The sequence below is a fragment of the Saccharomonospora marina XMU15 genome, from assembly GCF_000244955.1.
Taxonomy (GTDB): Bacteria; Actinomycetota; Actinomycetes; order Mycobacteriales; family Pseudonocardiaceae; genus Saccharomonospora_A; species Saccharomonospora_A marina.
This window is the reverse complement of sequence record NZ_CM001439.1, coordinates 4,437,297-4,456,830: the sequence shown is the minus strand read 5'-3', so window position 1 is coordinate 4,456,830 and position 19,534 is coordinate 4,437,297. Positions and strand designations below refer to the sequence as shown.

Genomic DNA, 19,534 nt, shown 5'->3' with positions numbered 1-19,534 from the left:
GTGTCGTCGGTACTTCGGCGGTGACGTTCGGTGGACGACAACCCGGTCCACGGTGCGGCCGCCGGATGGCAGGGCGCGGTGATCCCGCGCCCTTTTCCTCATCAGCCGTTCCTCGTCGGCCACCGTGTGTTCGGTGAGCGGCAGTCCTCAGCCGAGCAGCCGGTCCACCACCAGCGCCGTCGCGTTGTCGGTACTGCCGTGCTCGCGGGCGGCGCCGACCAGCGACCGGGCCGCATCGGCAGGCGAGGCGGCCCCCGCGAGCAGGTCCTTGATCGCGGTCAGCTCCAGGCTCTTGTGCACGCCGTCGCTGGACAACAGCAGCCTGCCGGGGCCCGCGCCGATCCGGGCGTGGCCGATGTCGTTCTCGCCTGCCGTGCGGGCGGAACCGGTGACGATGTGCTCCATCCGGGCGGTTGGTCGCCGTCCCTGCGAGCGCCAGAACTCGGCCAGGGTGTGGTCGGTGGTCACCTGGTGCAGCACGCGGCCGTTCCACCGGTAGGCGCGGCAGTCGCCCACCCACGCGATCTCGCCGACCTCCTCGTCGCCGTCCGCGGGCGGGTAGACCGCGACCACGAGTACGGCGTCCGCATGGGCCTGCTCGAACTGTGAGATCAGTTCCCGCTGGGCACGGAGCAGGCCCTGCACCGCGCCCAGCCGTACGGCGCTGGTCGCCGCGGTCCTGGCGACCAGTCGTGCGGCCCTGGCCGCGAGCAGGTGGTCGCCGATGCCGTCGGCCACCGCGAAGGCTGTCCTTCCGGTGTCGGTGTCGGTGCGGGTGGCGAGTGCGTCGGCGTTGACAGCGCGCGGGCCCTTGTCGCTCGCGGCTTCCGACGTGGTGTGGTCGGTCGGTCGCGGGTGGGTGGTCGGCATGGGCCGCCTCCTCGTTCACCGGGCCGACCCCCGATGACCGGCCCTCACCCACTTCAACGCGCGGGCGCCACCGGCAACTCCAAGAAGAGCCTGTGAATTTCCGGACTCGGCTTCACAGCAGCGGCGGCACCATCGCCTCGATGAGGTGTGGTCCCGGTTCGGCGACCGCCCTCGCGAACTGCTGTGCCAACTCCTCGGCGGTGGCCGCCCTCGAAGCGGGGACCCCCAGCCCCTCGGCGATCTTGACGAAGTCGAGGTCGGGCCCGGACAGGTCGAGCAGTTCGTTGGCCTTCGGCCCCCAGCCCTCCGCGCCCACCCGCTGCAACTCCATTCGCAGGATCGCGTATGCGCGGTTGTTCAGCAGCACCGTGGTGACGTTCAGGTTCTCCCTCGCCTGCGTCCACAGCGCCGAGATGGTGTAGAGAGCGCTGCCGTCGGATTCCAGGTTGACCACCGGACGATCCGGCGCCGCGATCGCCGCACCGACTGCCACCGGGATTCCCTGCCCGATCGCCCCGCCGGTCAGCGTAAGCACGTCGTGCCGAGGTGCCCCCACCGTCGCACCGGGCAGCAGCAGCCCGGAGGTGTTGGCCTCGTCCGAGATGATCGCACCGTCCGGCAGCGAGGCGCCGATCACCTGGACCCAGTTCTGCGGGGTCAGCGCTCCCGTGGGCAACTCGGGCCGCTGTGCCTGCGACACCACCGGCTCCGTGCCAGGTGCCACCAGGTCGGCCAGCTCCTCCAGCGCGGCCACCACGTCCTCTTCCACACCCGCGAGCGTGTGCACCTGCGCTCCCTCAGGGACGAGGTCGCTCGCCTTGCCGGGGTAGGCGAAGAACGACACCGGCGGGCGAGCACCTGCCACCACGACGTGCCTGCTGCCGTCAAGTTGGTGCGCTACCTGTTCGGCCAGGTAGCCGAGCCGTTCCACGACGGGCACACCCGCTCCGCGTTCGAGCCTGGCCGGGAATGTCTCGACGAACGGCTTGGCGCCGGTGGCCGCCGCGATGCGGCTCGTGGCCCGCAGCCCCCGCTCACGGCACGCGGCACCGCCGATCAGCAACGCGACCGGCTCGCCCGTGCGCAGCAGTTCGGCGACCGCCTTCACCGTGGTGTCGGCTACGGGTTTGGCGCGGCGCGGCGGCACCGGGGCGCAGGGCCGCCCGCCGTCGCTCCAGGACACGTCGGCGGGCAGGATCAGCGTCGCCACCTGCCCGGGGGCGTCCTGCGACGCGGCAACCGCGGCGGCGGCGTCCGCGCCCACGTCCGCGGTGCTGGAGCAGCGGCGGACCCAGCCTGTCAGCGAACCCGCCACGGCCTCGATGTCGGATTCCAGCGGCGCGTCGTAGGCCTTGTGGTAGGTCGCGTGGTCGCCGACGACGTTGACGATCGGGGTGTGCGCCCTGCGGGCGTTGTGCAGGTTCGCCAGCCCGTTGCCGAGCCCGGGACCGAGGTGCAGCAGGGTGGCCGCGGGCTTGCCCGCGATGCGGGCGTAGCCGTCGGCCGCGCCGGTGACAGCGCCCTCGGCCAGCCCTAGCACGCCACGCATCTGTGGCACGGTGTCCAGCGCGGCGACGAAATGCATCTCCGAAGTACCGGGGTTGGAGAAGCACACCTCGACGCCCGAGTCGACGAGCGTGCGGATCAGGGCCTGCGCGCCGTTCATGTTCTCCTCTTTCTCGCTCTGCCTAGTCGAAGAGCACGCCGGGGTTGAGGATTCCAGCGGGGTCGAAGGCGTGCTTGATCCGCGACATCAGCTCGATCTTGGCCGGGTCCTCCAGCTGGAGGAAGTGCTCCTTCTTCGCGCGGCCGATCCCGTGCTCACCCGAGATCGCGCCACCGAGTTCCATGCCGACGGCGAAGATGTCGTGCAGCAGGCTCGCCCGCTTCTCCGGGTCCTTCTGGAAGACCCCGAGGTGGACGTTGCCGTCGCCCGCGTGCCCACATCCGGCCACCCCCGACTCGGTCTTCGCGGCGATCTCGCGTGACCTGGCCAGGAACTCCGGCATCGCCGAGCGGGGCACCACGACGTCGATCACCTCGTCGGCGCCGGCGGCCTTCGCGGTCCAGAACGCCTTCTCCCGCGCTTCGATGAGCTTGCGGGCCGAGCCGCCGTCGAGCACGTACACGTCCGAGGCGCCCAGCTCGCCGAGCAGTTCGCCGAGGTTCGCGACGTCGCCTTCGAGCCGGTCGGGTTCGCGGTTCTCCATCGCCACCACCAGGTAGGCCTGCGATGCCTCGCGAACGTCGTCGGGGACACCGAGCGACAACCCGGTGGTGTAGGTGATGGCGGCCATGGTGAGCGCGTCGATGTATTCGAGGATGTGCGGTTCCAGCCCTGCCGCCAGGATCGTGGGCACGGCTCGCACGACGGTGTCGAGGTCGGTGAACGGCGCGAGCACCGTGGCGCCGTGCCGCAGTCTGGGGTGCAGCTTGACGGTGATCTCCGTGGCGAGCGCGAGTGTGCCCTCGGAGCCGATGATGAGCTGCGTCAGGTCGTAGCCGGTGGAGGTCTTCACCGGCTTCCCGCCGGTGCGGATGATCTGGCCGGTGGGCAACACAGCCTCGAGCCCGAGCACGTTGTGGCGGGTCACGCCGTACTTGACGGCTCGCATTCCGCCCGCGTTGGTGCCCACGTTCCCGCCGACGCTGGCGCTCATCTCGCCGGGGTAGACGGTGTAGCCGAGCCCGACCTCCGCGGTCTTCTCGTCCAGTTCGGACAGCGTGACGCCGGGCTGTACCACCGCGACGTGGTTGACCGTGTCGATCTCGAGTATCGCGTTCATCCGCTCGAAGGAGATCAGCAGGCCGTCGGGGCGGGGCCTTGCGGCGGCCGAGAGGCCGCTGCCCGAGCCGCGTGCGGTAACCGGGACGCCGTGCTCGGTAGCCACACCGAGCAGTCGCGCGACCTCTGCCGAGGTGGCGGGTTTGGCGACGTATGCGGGCCGGTTCACCTCGCCGACCAGCGCCTCGTCGCTCGCGTAGTGGTCAGGGATGTCCTCGCCGGTCAGGACCTGGTTCGCGCCGACGATCTCGGCCAGCCGCTGCGCAACGTCGCCCATGGGGTTGCAGCCTAGTACGCATGGCAGCGACTCGGCTATGAATGTTCTTCATATTCGTGTGGCGGCGGGTGGGGCCGCTCCGCGCCACCGTGGCGGCCCCACCCTGGTTCGGCCTTGTCGGTCTGTCAGACCAGCCAGCCGAGTAGCTGTGCCAGCTGTGCCAGCGCGCCGGAGATGAGGTCTCCACCGTAGGTCGCGTGCATGGCGACGAACTGCATCGAGGTCTCCTTCACAGAAATGACTTGCACGGTAAAAGGAATCTGCGCGCGCATTGCCTTCGAAAGCGACGCCAGGTTGGCACCGTGTCACCGCGCTGTCAAAGATCAGTCCACTGTGGATCGAAGTCGATGTGAAATCCCCTCAGAATAAACACGTACGGCTTTCGGGTTTCTCACGGGGGCCAGCTTTTCGTGGGGGTGTAACCACCCGTGACCGCTCGCGAAGTGCGGGCGGTCACGGGTCGGTTCGCGCCTGCGGAGTGGCCCCCTTGTTGCCCGATCAGGTGACTGCCGGGCGACGATTCGTGATCTTGAAAGGTTCACCTGTCCGGGTGACGACGGACCGCGGTGTCAGGCGCGGGCGAAGGTCAGCGTCTCGCCCTCCACCCCCCGCAGCCACAGGTCCTGCGCGGCCTCGGCCATCTCGGGAAGGCCCTCGACGATCGTGGCGAACACGTTGCCCGGCACCCAGCCCGCGTCGCCATTGATCAACAGGTTGTTGCGGCCGTAGAAGATCGCGAGGTCGGTCGCGCCCTGCTCACCGTGTGCGGCGCTGCCTTCCTCGTAGCCGTACGCAGGATTGCCGATCTCCCATGCCTCGAAGCCGAAGTACACGACATCGCCGGGGATGGGAGTCACGGTGGGGTTCTCCCTGCCCGGTTGCGGGTCGGCGAACGGCCGCAGCAGGGTGTACACCTCGTTGCGGGCGTACTTGGCGTGGTAGGCGGACCCGCTCTGCGGCAGCGCGTCCCACACCGCCCTACAGGTGCGGGGCGCCTCGTCCTCCAGCAGTCGCGCCCGGCAGGAGACGCCACGCTTGTCCAGTGAGATCGTGATGTAGCGGGCCATGTTCGCTCCTGGTTCGCCGCTGTGGGGGTGACTACGCTGTTCGATGGCTACTTGCTGACGGAGGTGACCACGTCGGTCCAGATCTCCAGGGCCTGCTCGATCTGCTCCGAGGTGACCACGAGCGGCGGGATCATGCGTACGACGTTCATGAACGCGCCGCAGGTCAGCAGCAGCAGGCCTCGCTCGGCCGCCGCCTTCTGCGCGGCCTGAGCGGTCGCGTTGTCCGGCTTGCCGTCGGCCGTGGTGAACTCCGAACCGACCAGCAGCCCGAGCCCGCGCACGTCACCGATCGCCTGCGTCTTACCCGCGATCGCGCGGGCACCCTCCAGCAACTGCCGGCCTCGCTCGGCGGCGTTGTCGACGAGCCGCTCCTCCTGGATCACGTCGAGTGTCGCCAGCGCGGCGGCGCAGGCGACGGCGTTGCCGCCGTAGGTGCCGCCCTGCGAACCCGGCCACGCCTTGCCCATCAGTTCCTCGGAGGCCGCGATGCCCGAAAGCGGGAAACCGCTGGCCAGTCCCTTGGCGATCAGCACGACATCGGGACGTACGTCGAAGTGCTGGTGGCCCCAGAATCGGCCGGTGCGCCCGAACCCCGTCTGGATCTCGTCGAGCACCAGCAGGATGCCGTGCTCGTCGGCTCGCTGCCGCAGTCCGGCGAGGAACTCGGTGTTGGCAGGCACGTAGCCACCCTCGCCGAGCATCGGTTCCACGAAGAACGCGGCCGTCTCCTTGGGAGAGGTCTGCGTCGCGAACAGGTAGTCCAGTTCACGCAGCGCGAAGTCGGTGGCGGTCTTCTCGTCCCAGCCGTAGTGGTAGGCGTAGGGGAAGGGGGCGACGTGCACGCCGGACATCAGGGGGGAGAACCCCGCGCCGAACCGGGTGCCGGACGTGGTCATCGAGGCGGCGGCGACGGTGCGGCCGTGAAAACCACCCTGGAACACCACGATGTTCGGCCTGCCTGTGGCCTGCCGGGTCAGCCGCAGCGCCGCCTCCACCGCCTCACTGCCGGAGTTGGCGAAGAACAGCGAGTCCAGTCCCCGTGGCAGAACCTCGCCGAGGCGCTGCGTCAGTTCGAGCAGCGGCCGGTGCATCACGGTGGTGTACTGGCCGTGGATGAGCTTGCCGACCTGCTCCTGTGCGGCCCGCACGACCCGTGGGTGGCAGTGGCCGGTGCTCGTCACCCCGATACCGGCGGTGAAGTCGAGGTGGCGACGGCCGTCGGTGTCGAACAGGTACGCGCCCTCGCCGTGTTCGACGACGACGGGAGTGGCCTGCTTGAGGATGGGGGAGAGCTGGGCCATGACGACGTGCTCCTTAGCGCGGCGAGGTTGTAGATTGTTGACAATATTCGTAGCATGGCACCGGCAGCGGCGCAAACACCTCAACTCGCAGGGAGCAACGCATGAGCACCGTCAGTGAGACCGGCGTGGTGAACGCGGTCGCCAAGGAGTTGTTCATCGGCGGCAAGTGGACACCGGCCGCGGGCGGCAGGACCTTCCCCGTGCATGACCCAGCCACCGGCGAGGTGCTGTGCGAGGTGGCTGATGCCGCGCCGGAGGACGGCATGGCCGCGCTCGACGCCGCTGTCGCGGCGCAGGCGGACTGGGCCGCCCACCCGCCGCGCGAGCGGGGCGAGATCCTGCGCGCCTCCTTCGAGGCACTCATGGCGCGGCAGGAAGAACTGGCGCTGCTCATGACGCTGGAGATGGGCAAGCCGCTCGCCGAGGCGCGTGGCGAGATCGCCTATGCGGCGGAGTTCTTCCGCTGGTTCGCGGAGGAGGCGGTGCGCATCGACGGCGGATACGCCGTCGCGCCCAACGGCAGCGGGCGGTTCCTCGTCGCCAAGCAGCCGGTCGGGCCTTCGCTGCTGATCACACCGTGGAACTTCCCCATGGCGATGGGAACGCGCAAGATCGGACCCGCCGTCGCCGCAGGCTGCACCATGGTGATCAAGCCCGCCGCCCAGACGCCGCTTTCGATGCTCGCGCTCGCGCAGATCATGGTGGAGGCCGGGCTGCCCGAAGGCGTGCTCAACGTGCTCACCACCACCAGCTCCGGTGCGGTGATGGAGCCGTTGATCAGGGACGGGCGGGCACGCAAGCTGTCGTTCACCGGTTCCACCGCGGTCGGCCGCAAGCTGCTCGAGCAGTGCTCGGACAAGGTGCTGCGCACCTCGATGGAGCTCGGCGGCAACGCGCCCTTCCTGGTGTTCGACGACGCCGACATCGACGCCGCCGTCGACGGCGCGATGCAGGCGAAGATGCGCAACATCGGAGAGGCGTGCACGGCCGCCAACCGCTTCTACGTGCAGCGCGGGGTCGCCGACGAGTTCGCGCGAAGGCTCACCGAGCGGATGTCCGCGCTGCCCATCGGCAGGGGAACCGAGGACGGTGTCGTCGTCGGCCCGCTGATCGATCAGGCCGCGGTGGACAAGGTCAGCAGCCTCGTCAGCGACGCCGCGAGCCGGGGCGCCGAGGTGCTCACCGGCGGCTCCACTGTGGATGGACCGGGCAACTTCTACCGGCCGACCGTCCTCACCGGAGTACCGGCCGATGCGCGCATGGCCGACGAGGAGATCTTCGGTCCCGTCGCCCCCATCTCGGTGTTCGACACCGAGGAGGAGGCGCTGGCAGCCGCCAACAACACCGAGTACGGGCTGGTCGGCTACGTCTACACCAACGACCTCAAGCGAGCGCTGCGGGTCTGCGAGCGGATCGAGACCGGCATGGTCGGGCTGAACCAGGGCATCGTGTCCAACCCGGCCGCCCCGTTCGGTGGGGTGAAGCAGTCCGGCCTGGGCCGGGAGGGCGGCACCGTCGGAATCGAGGAGTTCCTGGAGACCAAGTACATCGCGGTGAACCTGTGACGGCGTACGAGATCGCCGCCATCCCCGGCGACGGTATCGGCGTCGATGTCACCGCGCAGGCGCGCGAGGTGCTCGACACCGCCGCCGCCGAACACGGTTTCCAGCTGAAGTGGACCGAGTTCGACTACAGCTGCAAGCGTTACGCCGAAACCGGCGCCATGATGCCGCAAGACGGTGTACATCGGCTGTCCTCATTCGACTCGATCCTGCTCGGAGCCGTCGGGTTTCCCGGTGTTGCCGACCACGTCTCGCTGTGGGGCCTGCTCATCCCGCTGAGAAGGGCGTTCGGGCAGTACGTCAATCTGCGGCCGGTGCGCCTGCTGCCCGGTACCACCTCCGTGCTCGCCGGACGCACCGGCGACGAACTGGACATGGTGATCGTCAGGGAGAACTCCGAAGGCGAGTACTCCACCCTCGGCGGCAGGCACAACCAGGGCATGCCCGACGAGTTCGCGTTGCAGGAGTCGGTGTTCACCCGCGTCGGGGTGGAGCGCATCGTCCGGTACGCCTTCGAACTCGCCCGCACCCGAGGTCGCCGGGTGTGCTCCGCGACGAAGTCGAACGGGATCATCCACACGATGCCGTTCTGGGACGAGATCTTCGCCGAGGTGGCTACCGAGTACCCCGACGTGGCTTCCGAACAGTGCCACATCGACGCGCTGGCGGCCCGCATGGTGCAGCAGCCCGACCGCCTCGACGTGGTCGTGGCGTCGAACCTGTTCGGGGACATCCTCAGCGATCTCGCGGCGGCGGTGACCGGCGGGCTCGGTATGGCGCCGTCGGGCAACATCAACCCGGAACGGACACACCCGTCCATGTTCGAAGCCGTGCACGGCAGTGCGCCCGACATCGCGGGGCAGGGCATCGCCAACCCGGTCGCGCAGGTACTCGCGGGTGCGATGATGCTGGAGCAGTTGGGAGAGTACGACGCGGCGCTCGCCGTGCGGTCGGCGGTGGAGCGGGTACTCGCCGAGGGCGCGGTCGCCACGCCCGATCTGGGTGGCAAGGCGACCACGGAGGAACTCGGCTCGGCGATCGCGCGGGCCGTGAAGTCCCACTGATCCACAACCCGGTCCCCTGGCGGCGGGCGGGGGGTGTGGGACCTGCCGAATTGGGCACCCACAGCCCATGAAAGTGCTCGGCGTAGGTATACCGGACCCCTTTACCGTTGTCGGGACAGCTATCGGCACCGCGCGCGGTGTCACGAACCTGCTGACCCGGCCGAGGCGGCACGTCTGGTCCTGCCCCGGCCGGGTCTACCTCGAGGTGCACGGCGTGCACGGCGAGGGCGGCGAACGCGTGGCGCGACGCATCGAGCGAGAACTCGAACGCGACAGCCGCGTGGAATGGGCCCGTGTCAACGCGCCTTCCTCCCGCGTGATCATCGCCGTCTGCCAACCTCCACCGAGGACAGACGAGCTGACGGCGATCGTCGAACGCGCCGAGGCGCAACCCGCGGACCCCGACGAGGAGGCGGCCGAGGACGAGTTGCTGCATCCCGCCGACGGGCCGGAGGGCACCCGGTTGCTGCCCACGCTGGCCGCCGACCTCATCGGGCTCGGTATGTCGCTGCTCACCCGTATCGCGCCGTGGACGCCCATTCCCGCCGAACTGGCCGCACTGCCCGGACTTGTCGACCACCACCCCCGGTTGAAGGAGTTCGCCGCGAGGAAGGCGCACAGCCACGCGAAGTCGGACTCGCTGACCTCCATGATCGGCGCCGTCGCCCAGGGGCTGGCCGCGGGCGGCGAGGGCGCGATGCTCGACATCGTGCAGCGCACCGGGCAGTGGACCGAGGCACGCGCTCATGAACGTGCCTGGTGCGGGTTGGAGAGCAGGCTGGTCACCGGCCCCGAAGCGGCCGCGGCCGACCCGGCACCCGCGCGACGGCCGACGCCGCTGCCGGAGGGGCCGGTGGAGCGCTACCAACGAAGGGTGCTCGGTCTCGGCGCGGCCGCCGGTGCCGCCGCGGCGCCGTTCACGGGACCGCGCAGAGCCCTGGCGCTGGGCCTGTGCACGATGCCGAAGGCGGCCGAGGCGGGCCGTACCGCGTTCGCCAGCCACCTCGGCAGTGCGCTGGCACGCAGGGGAGTCGTGGTGATGGAGCGCGGCGTGCTGCGCGTCATGGATCGCATGGACGCCGTCGTACTAGATCGCCCCGCGCTGGAGACCGGTCGCTACACCCTCGACGATCTCGTGGCGCTGCCGGGAAGCGACTCGCACGCGGTGGCCGAGGTCGCCTGGCGGCTGTTCGACCCCGCCGACCCTCGGCGGACCCGCACCGAAGGCGACTGGTGGCTCGGGCCGCTCGACGGGAAGACCTTCTTCGGTTCGGACGGCAGGCAGGAACGGGCGAGCGTGGAGAAGCGAGGTGCCCATGCCGTACTCGGCCTCGCCCGCGACGGTCGGTTGGAGGCCGTGCTCGGCGCTTCGAGGGAGCCACTGGCCGGACTGGACACCCTCACCGCCGCCGTGGACGAGGCAGGGCTTGCCATGTTCGAGACCTCGGACCCGGCGGCGAGTGTGCGCGAACTGCAGCGTGAGGGCAGGGGGGTGCTGCTGGTGTCGTCCGACCGGCAGGCACTGGGCGCCGCCGACTGCGGCATCGGTGTCCACCGGAACGGGCATGCACCGCCGTGGGGAGCGCACGTACTCGTCGGCACCGATCTGGGTGCCGCCGCTCTGCTGGTGGAGTCGGTGGTGGTGTTGCGCGGTGTGAACGCGCAGAGCGTGCGCATCGCGCAGGCGGCCACCGGTGTCGGCACCGTGGCCGCCTTGCGCGGTGGCAGGAGCAACCCGACCAGCAGGGGGATGCACGCGGTCAACGCGGGCGCGGCGGTGGCGTTGTTCAACGGGAGAAGGCGGGCACGGGCGCTGCGGTTGCCTGACCCGGCCGCCACCAGGGCGGAAACCCCGTGGCACCTGATGCCGAAACGTACTGTGCTCGACCGGCTGGGTTCAGCCGAAACCGGGCTCACCGACCAGGAGGTAAGGAGGAGAGCCATCCCGGGCGGTGTCGGCGGAGCTGACGGCGTCAGTCTCGGCAGCGCTTTCCTCAGCGAGCTGGCCAACCCGCTCACCCCGGTGCTGGCAGGAGGTGCCGCGCTGTCGGCCGCGGTGGGCTCGCCGGTCGACGCCGCACTCGTCGCGGGTGTGGCGGGCCTTTCCGCGCTGGTCGGCAGCGTGCAGCAGGTACGAACCGAGCGGGAACTGGCCGACCTGCTCAGCCGGTCGTCGGTCAGCGCGAAGGTGGTGCGTGACGGTGAGCGGCGAGTGATCGTCGCCGACGACCTGGTTCGCGGCGATGTCGTCGAACTTTCCGCCGGAGATGTCGTACCCGCGGACTGCCGGCTGCTGGACGCGGACGGCCTCGAGGTCGACGAGTCCTCGCTCACCGGCGAGTCGCTGCCGGTGGCCAAGGACCCCACGCCCGTGGTCGCGGGCAACGTGGCGGAGCGGACGTCGATGGTCTACGAGGGCACCACCGTGGCGGCGGGAACCGGCTCGGCGGTGGTTGTCGCCGTCGGGAACGACACCGAGGCAGGCCGCAGCATGACCATCGCGCGCCAGGGTGCGCCGACCACCGGGGTGGAGTCGAGGCTGGCCGAGCTCACCGAGAAGAGCATGCCGCTGGCCGCGGGGTCGGCCGCCGCGGTGGTGGGCGCAGGGCTGCTGCGCCGCGTACCGATACGCGAGAGCCTCAGCTCCGCGGTGAACCTGGCCGTCGCCTCGGTGCCGGAAGGCCTGCCGTTTCTTGTCAACGCCGCGCAGTTGGCCGCCGCGCGACGGCTGGCGGAGCGCGGGGCCCTGGTACGCAACCCGCGCAGCGTCGAGGCGCTCGGCAGGGTGGACGTGCTGTGTTTCGACAAGACCGGCACGCTCACCGAGGGCACGCTCAGTGTCAGCGAGGTCGACGACGGCCGGACCAGGGGCAGGCTCGATGAGCAGGACCTCCCCCGTTCGCTGCGGTCGGTGGTGGCCGCCGCGCTGCGCGCCACCCCGAACTCCAGGCGGCCCGAGGACCTGCCGCACGCGACCGACCGGGCGGTCGCGAAAGCGGGCAAACGGTTGCGGGTGAGCGTGGTGGCGGGCGCGGCAGGCTGGAAACCGGTGTCCACGGCGCCGTTCGAACCCTCGCGCGGCTACCACGCCTCGGTCGGGCGCACCGGCGACGGGCTGCTGTTGAGCGTGAAGGGCGCGGCCGAGGAGGTGTTGCCGCGATGCGCGCTCGAACAAGCCGAGCGCGGCAGGTTGGAGCAGCGCATGCGGGAGCTCGCGGGCGAGGGGCACCGGGTGTTGGCCGTCGCGGAACGGCCGGTGGACGCGGGCAGGGTGGACAGCGAGGAGAGCGTGCTCGACCTGCGCTTCCGCGGCTTTCTCGCCATCGCCGACCCGGTTCGCCGCAGCGCGGGACCTGCCGCAGCGCAGCTTCGCGAGGCCGGGGTACGGACCGTGATGATCACCGGGGATCATCCCGTCACGGCGCAGGCGATCGCCTCGGAGATCGCTGGCCCCGATGCCGAGCTGGACATCGTGACGGGCGCCGAACTCGACGAACTCGACGACGAGGAACTGCGCGAGCGGCTTTCGGGAGTGGATGTGATCGCCAGATGCAGCCCCTCGCAGAAGGTCCGGATCATCAAGGCCTACCAGGCGCTCGGCAGGACCGTCGCGATGACGGGCGACGGAGCCAACGACGCGCCCGCGATCCGCCTCGCCGATGTCGGTATCGCGCTGGGAGAACACGGCACGCCTGCCGCGAGAGCGGCGGCCGACCTGGTGCTGACCGACGACCGGCTGGAGACCATCAGCGCCGCCCTGGTCGAGGGCAGGGCGATGTGGGCGTCGGTTCGTGCTGCGCTGGGCGTGCTGCTCGGCGGCAACCTGGGTGAGTCGGGGTTCAGCGTGCTCGGTGCCGCGCTCACCGGCCGCTCACCACTGGGTGCGCGACAACTGCTGCTGGTGAACCTGCTGACCGACCTGGCGCCTGCGATGGCGATCGCGCTGCGCGGCCCGGACGGCACCACGGTGGAGGAGTTGCTGCAGGAAGGGCCCGAGCGGTCGCTGGGCAGGCCGCTGTACAACGAGATCGGCCTGCGCGCGGGCACCACCATGCTCGGTGCGACGGCGGCGTGGACCCTTGCCAGGTTGACCGGCAGGCGGCGCAGGGCGGGGACGGTGGCGCTGGCCGCACTCGTCGGTACGCAGTTGGGGCAGACTCTGCTGATGGGCGGCAGCAGTCGCGCGGTGCTCGGCAGTGGCGTCGGCTCGGCCGCGGTGCTGGCCTCGGTGATCCAGGCCCCTGGGTTGAGTCACTTCTTCGGCTGTACGCCGCTGGGCCCGGTCGGCTGGGGGATCGCGCTCGGCAGCGCGGCGGCCGCGAACACGCTCGCCGTGGCGGTGGCGGGCACCGGCCGCCGCTGAACCCGGCTCAGTCCCGTTCGCGCTCGGCGGAACCGGAGGTCAGGGTGGTGCCCGGGGCCAGCCTGCGCACGGCGTCCTCCATGTGCGCCTCCAGCAGCTCCAGCACGAGCTTCTCGTCGCGGTCGCGCAGCGCCTCGATGATGCGGTTGTGCTCGGCGATGCGCTCGTCGACCCCCTGGTAGTTCTTGCGGTAGGTGTTCTGCAGCGCCGAGAGGCACATCCGCGTCTCGATCAGCAGGGTCCGGGCCATGCGAACGAGCCGCCTGCTGCCGGAGGCCTCGATCAGTGTCTCGTGGAAGGTGAGGTCGGCCTCGGCCAGTGCGGCGGGGTCGTCCTGCTGCTCTGCCTGCGCCATCGCCTGCACGGCGTCGGCGAGCTGCGCCGCGATCCGGCTCGTCTCGTTGCCGCGCACCACCTGGATCGCAGCAGCACGCTCGACGGCCCAGCGAGCACCGTAGATGTCGTGCACGTCGCCGGGTTCAAGCTCGATGACGAACAGGCCCCTGTGCCGTTCGCTACGCAGCAGGCCCTCGGAGACCAGTCGCTGCATCGCCTCCCGCAGCGGGCCGCGGGAGACCTCGAAGCGCGCCGCGAGGTCGGTCTCCCCGAGTTGGGTGCCGGGTGGCAGCGAGCCGTTCATGATCGCGTCCCGCAGCTGGCGCGCGATGATCGACGCTGTCGACTCCCTGTGAACCGGTTCGATGTCGGCCAGCATGCTCAGGCAACCTTTCCGTTGAACAGCGCGCCAAGTCCCGCGACGTCACGGGCCGCACCCGTCAGGCGCAGCCCTTCCCACACGGTGACCTGGTTGGCCGTCAGCACGGGTTTGCTCAGCCGCTGCTCGATGGCCTCGACCAGTGCGACGGTACGCATCGCGGTGTCGGGCACGAGCAGCGCGTCGGCGTCTGCCCGGTCGCGTTGGGCCACCAGTTCGACAACCTCCTGCGGTGACAACCTGCCCACCTCCGCCGCGGTGTCGATGTCGGCGCTGGACATGCCGACGACGTCGACCCCGCCTGCGGCGAGGAACTCCACGAACAGCTTGGCCACGTCGTCGGGGTAACTCGCCGCCACGGCGACGCGCCGAAGCCCCAGCGCCCTGGCGGCGTGCACGAACGCGAACGACGTGCTCGATGCGGGCAACCCGCCCGCCGCTTCGGACAGCGACGCGACCTGCTCCTGCGCTCCTTCCCAGCCGTAGACGAAACTGCCGCTGGTGCACGCCCACACCACCGCCGAGGGGCGGTGCCGTGACAGCAGCTGGGCGCCCTGGGTGAGTCGTTTCGGGCTGCCGAGGTCGAGCAACTCCTCGACGGCGTGCAGGTCGGTGCCGTAGATGTGCTCGACGGCGAGCCGGGTACCGTCGCCGAGCATGCGCTCGGCGAGCGGGTAGTCGTCCTCGGCGGCGTGGTCGGGATAGATGAAACCGATCGCGCGGGAGTCGGGCAACGGACACCTCCGAATGGCTTTCGTAGGATTGTCGACAATCCTCGTGCTCTTGGTCAAGTTGTCGGTCAGCTGACCTCTCTCAACCACTTGCCCGGCCCGACCACGGGTAGGTTCATGCGTCTGAGGCTGGCCCACATCGTCAGCTGGTTGGCGGTGAGCACCGGTTTGCCCAGCGCCCGCTCCAGCGGTTCGATGACGTCGTAGGTCGGCAGGTTGGTGCAGCTGACGAAGATCGCCTCCGCGTCCTTGTGGTCGGCGGCGAGAATGCGCTCGGCGATGGTGCGGTAACTCACCTTCCAGATACCGCCGCCGAGGCCGAGGTGATCGCTCGACATCGTCTTGACCCCGAGCTCGTCGAGGTACTCGTGCAGCTTCAGCGTCAGGTCCTCCACGTAGGGCGTGAGTATCGAGACGCGGCTGATGTTGAGCTGCTCGAACACCTCGGCCAGTGCGCCCGACGTGGTCACCGAATCGGGCGCGCCCGCGTCACAGATGACCTTGCGCATCGAGCGCTCGCCGTCGACGCCGTTGACGAAACTGCCCGAGGTGCACAGGTAGGCGACGACCTCGGGCTCGACGTGCAGCACGTCCCTGGTCGCGGCCGTGAGGTGCTGGGAGTTGCTCACCAGGTGCGCCATCTGCATGCACACCGGAACCGGTTCGTAGGGCGTGCGAGCCAGATGCAGCGACACCTCCATCGGCACCCAGCGCCACAGCTCCCGTTCGAGTGCCATGTCGAACGGTGCGATGATGCCGATACCCCGCTGCGCCAGCGGGCCCTCGAACTCGAGGGAATCCAAAGCGGCGAAATCCAAGGCTCGACCTCCGACGGCTTGTGTGCAGCAGAGTGCCTCCGGGGTGACTCCTCGGATTGTTGACAATCATACGACTGCCTCATACCGTGTCAACGTGGTCGGCACGGATAACCCGGTGCTCGCCGTGTTGTGTGGCGAAAAGCACCCCCCGGACATGGACCCCATCGAAAAGGTGGCGACGGTCCGTTACACCCGGGCGGACGGGCTTGCCGACGCACTGCGCGGGGCAGACGTCCTGTTCGTCTACGACTTCCTCTCCACAGCCGTGCCCGACGCGTGGCCCGCCGCCGACCGGTTGCGCTGGCTGCACATCGCCAGCGCGGGCGTGGACCCGGTGATGTTCCCCGCGCTGCGGGACAGCGACGTCGTGCTGACCAATTCCCGGGGAGTGTTCGACGACTCGATCGCCGAATACGTCCTCGCGGTGGTGCTGGCCTTCGCCAAGGACCTCGCCCGCTCGATCCGGTTGCAGGACGAGCGCACCTGGCTGCACAGGGAGACCGAGCGGATCTGCGGCAGGTCGGCGCTGGTGGTGGGCACCGGGCCGATCGGAAGGTCGATCGCGCGACTGCTACGGGCCGCGGGGCTGCGGGTCAGCGGCGCGGGCCGCACCGCGCGCGAAGGCGACCCCGACTTCGGCACCGTGCACGCCTCCTCGCAGCTGACGCGGCACCTGCGCGACGCCGACTTCGTGGTCGCCGTAGCACCACTCACCGAGCAGACGAAGGGCATGTTCGACGCCGAAGCGTTCGCCGCGATGAAGCAGGGAGCCCGCCTGATCAACGTGGGCAGGGGCGAGTTGGTGGTCACGCAGGACCTGGTGGAGGCCCTGCGTTGCGGGCAACTCGCGGGCGCGGCGCTCGACGTGTTCGAGACCGAACCGCTGCCGCAGAGCAGTCCGCTATGGACAATGGAGAACGTGCTGGTGTCGGCGCACATGTCGGGAGACTTCGTGGGCTGGCGCAATGCGCTGGTCGAGGTGTTCGTCGACAATTTCCTGCGGTGGCGAGAGGGCCGCCCGCTGCGCAACGTCGTGGACAAACGCCTAGGCTACGTGCCCTCGAACGCCTAGGGCGTGTCCTGTAAATGATCTAGCCCACGCCCACGACACCGCACGCAGCGCGCTCGCCGAACGACGCACCGAGGAGAACAATGCCGAGCACCCCAACCCTGCTGACAGCGAGCGAACTCGTCGCCGCCTACTCGTCGGGCGAGCTGTCGCCGGTCGAGGCCACGCACAGCGCGCTGGAAGCCATCCGGGAACGGGACACCGACTACAACGCCTTCACGCTGGTGGACCCCGAAGCCGCGCTGGATCAGGCCCGCGGCTCGGAGGAACGCTGGCGGGAAGGTAATCCGATCGGCTGGCTCGACGGGGTGCCCGCGTCGATCAAGGACATGTTCCTCACCCAGGGGTGGCCGACGCTGCGGGGATCGCTGTGCATCGAACGGGACCAGCCGTGGCAGGTCGACAGCCCCGTCACAGCGAGGATGCGCGAGAACGGCCTTGTGCTGCTCGGCAAGACCACGACGCCGGAACTCGGCTGGAAGGCGGTCACCGACAGCCCGCTCGACGGCATCACCCGCAACCCCTGGAACCCCGCACTCACCCCCGGCGGCTCCAGCGGCGGCAGCGCGGTCGCGGTCGCCACCGGCATGGGTGATCTCTCCGTCGGCACGGACGGCGGTGGATCGGTGCGGATACCGGCGTCGTTCTGCGGCATCGTGGGGTTCAAGCCGACCGGCGGCCGTATCCCGCTCTACCCGGCGAGCCCGTTCGGCCCGCTCGCGCACGCGGGGCCGATGGCCAGGTCGGTCGACGACGTGGCGCTGCTGCTGGACGTGCTGGCCGCCCCCGACCACAGGGACCCCGGCGCGCTCCCGCCGCCACTGGGCACCTACCGCGAGGCGGTGCGCCGGGATGTACGCGGGCTGCGGGCGGCCTTCTCCCCGGCGCTGGGCTACGTCGACGTCGAGCCGGAGATCGCCGAACTCGTGGTGTCGGTGGTCGCGGCGCTCAGCGAGGCAGGCATCACCGTGGAGGAAGCCGATCCCGGGTTCTCCGACCCGGTCGAGCCGTTCCAGGTGCTGTGGTCCACGGGTGCGGCGAAGTGGCTCGACACCTTCCCCGCCGACTGCGCCGACCAGGTGGACCCCGGGCTGCGGAAGGTGTGGGAGCAGGGGCACACCTACTCCGCGTCCGACTACCTGGAGGCCAGCGCGGCGCGCGCGGCACTCGGCATCCACATGGGCGAGTTCCACACGCGCTACGACGTGCTGCTCACCCCCACCATGCCGATCTCGCCGTTCGAGGCGGGCCACGACGTGCCGCCGGGGAGCGGTCTCGACTCCTGGCCACAGTGGACCCGGTTCTCCTACCCGTTCAACATGACGGGGCAGCCCGCGATCACGGTGCCTGCCGGGTTCACCTCCCACGGCCTGCCGGTCGGCTTGCAGATCGTGGGACCCCGCCACTCCGACGACCTGGTGCTGGCAGTGGCGAAACTGGTGGAGGAGATCCGTCCCTGGCAGACCGACCGGGCCGCGGGCACGCCACGGTAGCTACCTCGTCGCCGACTCCAGTTCGGCCAGCGCCGTGTCGAGGTGTATCAGCAGGCGTTGCAGGTGCGGGACACTGCGGCGGCAACCGGTGATGCCGAAGTCGAGGTTGTCGCCGTTGTTGGTGAGCGTGATGTTCAGTGCCTGACCGTCCAGCAGGACGGAGGCGGGATAGATCCCGTCGAGACCGGCACCGTTCCAGTACATCCGGCGGGAAGGTCCCGGCACGTTGGAGATCACGATGTTGAACGGCGGAGGGGTGTTGTTGACGAACCCCGGCACCGGTGAGGCCGCCAGCGGTGCCACGTTCATCGCCGAGAGCAGCAGTATCTGCAGCGGTGACAGTTGCCGGAACAACCGCTTACCGTCCGACATGGAGCGCGAGATCACGGCGAGCCGTTCGGCGGGGTCGGACAGGTTCGTACCGAGGTCGCACAGCAGCGCACCGACCTGGTTGCCGTGGGCCTCGCCGTGGTCGGTACGGCTGCGCAGCGAGACCGGGACCATCGCCACCAGCGGCGAGTCGGGAAGCGAGCGTTGCTCGATCAGGTAGTCGCGCAGCGCGCCCGCGCACATGGCGAGGATGACGTCGTTTCTCGAGGCTCCGGAGGCGGTGGCGATGTCTCGCACCCGCGCCAGCGGCCACGACTGGGCCGCGAATCGTCGCGCACCCCCGATCGGCACGTTCAGCATGGTTCGCGGTGCCTGCAGCGGTAGGGTGAGCCGTTGCTCGCGCAACGCCTCCGACGCGATCTTCACCGCGGCCGGGGCCATGCCTGCCAGCTGCCGCACCACCCTCGTGGTGCCCTGCAACAGGGCCGAGCGGCTGGTGGGCACGCGGCGCCCCGCCGGCTGCGGCCTGCGCGAACCCCACGGCGGAGGGCAGCTCAACTCGGCCGGATCCTCGCTGAGGATGCTCTGCAGGTGCCGCAGCGCCGAGACACCGTCGAGCAGGGCATGGTGAACCTTGCTGTACATCGCGAACCGGCCGTCGTTGAGCCCCTCGACCAGGTGCACCTCCCACAGCGGCCGGTGGCGGTCCAGCAGCGTGCTGTGCCAGCGCGAGGTGAGTTCCAGCAGTTCCCTGATGCGGCCCGGCCGCGGCAGCGCGGAGTGGCGGAAGTGGTAGTCGAGGTCGAGGGCGTCGTCCTCGGCCCAGCCGAGGTAGCCCATCGTGTTCACCGGTCGGGCGGGACGCTGCCGAAACAGCGGACGCACATCGGTGTTGCGCAGTAGGTCCTCCCGCAGCGTTCTGAGGTGGTCCGGGCCAGCGCCCTCGGGCGGAGTGAACAGTTGCAGCCCACCGACGTGCATCGGATGCTCTCGGGTTTCGATGAGCAAGAACATCGAGTCGGTCACCGGCATCATCGGCATCAGCGCCTCACCTCGCACCTCGGTCCTACCGGTGCTCGCACACCCCGG

14 protein-coding genes are annotated in these 19,534 nt (G+C 69.9%); 5 read left to right on the top strand and 9 right to left on the bottom strand.

The genetic code is table 11. The annotated features are described in order from the left end of the window. Positions 1-147: 147 nt before the first annotated feature. From SACMADRAFT_RS21075 to SACMADRAFT_RS21055, 5 genes are all read right to left on the bottom strand, one after another. Positions 148-870, bottom strand: a complete 723-nt coding sequence (locus SACMADRAFT_RS21075; RefSeq protein WP_009155872.1) for a PP2C family protein-serine/threonine phosphatase — start codon at positions 868-870, stop codon at positions 148-150. Between the two features lie 112 nt (positions 871-982). Then, positions 983-2,536, bottom strand: coding sequence for an acetolactate synthase large subunit (locus SACMADRAFT_RS21070; protein ID WP_009155871.1), 1,554 nt, complete (start codon positions 2,534-2,536; stop codon positions 983-985). Positions 2,537-2,558: 22 nt separating this feature from the next. Next, positions 2,559-3,932 (bottom strand): FAD-binding oxidoreductase, encoded by a 1,374-nt coding sequence (locus tag SACMADRAFT_RS21065; RefSeq protein WP_009155870.1) that lies wholly within the window; start codon positions 3,930-3,932, stop codon positions 2,559-2,561. Between the two features lie 569 nt (positions 3,933-4,501). Further along, a complete protein-coding gene (locus SACMADRAFT_RS21060; protein ID WP_009155868.1) occupies positions 4,502-4,999 on the bottom strand; it encodes a DUF3830 family protein in 498 nt (165 codons plus the stop codon). A gap of 47 nt (positions 5,000-5,046) precedes the next feature. After that, a complete protein-coding gene (locus tag SACMADRAFT_RS21055) occupies positions 5,047-6,300 on the bottom strand; it encodes an aspartate aminotransferase family protein (RefSeq protein WP_009155867.1) in 1,254 nt (417 codons plus the stop codon). Positions 6,301-6,401: 101 nt separating this feature from the next. Here SACMADRAFT_RS21055 and SACMADRAFT_RS21050 point away from each other — a divergent pair, with 101 nt between their 5' ends. The 3 genes from SACMADRAFT_RS21050 to SACMADRAFT_RS21040 all read left to right on the top strand — a co-directional run bounded on the left by SACMADRAFT_RS21050 (position 6,402) and on the right by SACMADRAFT_RS21040 (position 13,289). Then, positions 6,402-7,865: an NAD-dependent succinate-semialdehyde dehydrogenase gene (locus SACMADRAFT_RS21050; RefSeq protein ID WP_009155866.1), complete on the top strand. Its 1,464-nt coding sequence runs from the start codon at positions 6,402-6,404 to the stop codon at positions 7,863-7,865. Continuing rightward, positions 7,862-8,926: a tartrate dehydrogenase gene (locus SACMADRAFT_RS21045; protein WP_009155865.1), complete on the top strand. Its 1,065-nt coding sequence runs from the start codon at positions 7,862-7,864 to the stop codon at positions 8,924-8,926. Before SACMADRAFT_RS21050 ends, SACMADRAFT_RS21045 begins: the two co-directional genes overlap by 4 nt. A 67-nt stretch (positions 8,927-8,993) precedes the next feature. After that, the gene (locus SACMADRAFT_RS21040) at positions 8,994-13,289 is read left to right on the top strand and encodes a cation-translocating P-type ATPase (RefSeq protein ID WP_009155864.1); all 4,296 of its coding nucleotides are present in this window, start codon (positions 8,994-8,996) and stop codon (positions 13,287-13,289) included. A gap of 7 nt (positions 13,290-13,296) precedes the next feature. Here the strand turns inward: SACMADRAFT_RS21040 and SACMADRAFT_RS21035 are convergent, their stop codons facing one another. The 3 genes from SACMADRAFT_RS21035 to SACMADRAFT_RS21025 form a co-directional block, all read right to left on the bottom strand. Further along, positions 13,297-14,004: a GntR family transcriptional regulator gene (locus SACMADRAFT_RS21035; protein WP_009155863.1), complete on the bottom strand. Its 708-nt coding sequence runs from the start codon at positions 14,002-14,004 to the stop codon at positions 13,297-13,299. Positions 14,005-14,006: 2 nt separating this feature from the next. Further along, positions 14,007-14,738 (bottom strand): maleate cis-trans isomerase family protein, encoded by a 732-nt coding sequence (locus SACMADRAFT_RS21030; RefSeq protein ID WP_009155862.1) that lies wholly within the window; start codon positions 14,736-14,738, stop codon positions 14,007-14,009. Between the two features lie 65 nt (positions 14,739-14,803). Then, a complete protein-coding gene (locus tag SACMADRAFT_RS21025) occupies positions 14,804-15,553 on the bottom strand; it encodes a maleate cis-trans isomerase family protein (protein WP_009155861.1) in 750 nt (249 codons plus the stop codon). Positions 15,554-15,707: 154 nt separating this feature from the next. Here SACMADRAFT_RS21025 and SACMADRAFT_RS21020 point away from each other — a divergent pair, with 154 nt between their 5' ends. Continuing rightward, entirely contained in the window at positions 15,708-16,625 is a 918-nt protein-coding gene (locus SACMADRAFT_RS21020) for a D-2-hydroxyacid dehydrogenase (RefSeq protein WP_408640358.1), read from the top strand. 80 nt (positions 16,626-16,705) lie between these two features. Next, complete coding sequence (locus tag SACMADRAFT_RS21015) at positions 16,706-18,115, top strand: amidase (RefSeq protein WP_009155859.1); 1,410 nt, start codon at positions 16,706-16,708, stop codon at positions 18,113-18,115. Here the strand turns inward: SACMADRAFT_RS21015 and SACMADRAFT_RS21010 are convergent, their stop codons facing one another. Next, positions 18,116-19,486: a WS/DGAT/MGAT family O-acyltransferase gene (locus SACMADRAFT_RS21010; protein ID WP_040926676.1), complete on the bottom strand. Its 1,371-nt coding sequence runs from the start codon at positions 19,484-19,486 to the stop codon at positions 18,116-18,118. Between the last annotated feature and the right edge of the window lie 48 nt (positions 19,487-19,534).

What these genes read in the sequence shown, in the direction of transcription:
- SACMADRAFT_RS21075 (WP_009155872.1), bottom strand. Translation starts at nt 870, where the DNA reads ATGCCGACCACCCACCCGCGACCGACCGACCACACCACGTCGGAAGCC.
- SACMADRAFT_RS21070 (WP_009155871.1), bottom strand. Translation starts at nt 2,536, where the DNA reads ATGAACGGCGCGCAGGCCCTGATCCGCACGCTCGTCGACTCGGGCGTC.
- SACMADRAFT_RS21065 (WP_009155870.1), bottom strand. Translation starts at nt 3,932, where the DNA reads ATGGGCGACGTTGCGCAGCGGCTGGCCGAGATCGTCGGCGCGAACCAG.
- SACMADRAFT_RS21060 (WP_009155868.1), bottom strand. Translation starts at nt 4,999, where the DNA reads ATGGCCCGCTACATCACGATCTCACTGGACAAGCGTGGCGTCTCCTGC.
- SACMADRAFT_RS21055 (WP_009155867.1), bottom strand. Translation starts at nt 6,300, where the DNA reads ATGGCCCAGCTCTCCCCCATCCTCAAGCAGGCCACTCCCGTCGTCGTC.
- SACMADRAFT_RS21050 (WP_009155866.1), top strand. Translation starts at nt 6,402, where the DNA reads ATGAGCACCGTCAGTGAGACCGGCGTGGTGAACGCGGTCGCCAAGGAG.
- SACMADRAFT_RS21040 (WP_009155864.1), top strand. Translation starts at nt 8,994, where the DNA reads ATGAAAGTGCTCGGCGTAGGTATACCGGACCCCTTTACCGTTGTCGGG.
- SACMADRAFT_RS21035 (WP_009155863.1), bottom strand. Translation starts at nt 14,004, where the DNA reads ATGCTGGCCGACATCGAACCGGTTCACAGGGAGTCGACAGCGTCGATC.
- SACMADRAFT_RS21020 (WP_408640358.1), top strand. Translation starts at nt 15,708, where the DNA reads ATGGACCCCATCGAAAAGGTGGCGACGGTCCGTTACACCCGGGCGGAC.
- SACMADRAFT_RS21015 (WP_009155859.1), top strand. Translation starts at nt 16,706, where the DNA reads ATGCCGAGCACCCCAACCCTGCTGACAGCGAGCGAACTCGTCGCCGCC.
- SACMADRAFT_RS21010 (WP_040926676.1), bottom strand. Translation starts at nt 19,486, where the DNA reads ATGCCGATGATGCCGGTGACCGACTCGATGTTCTTGCTCATCGAAACC.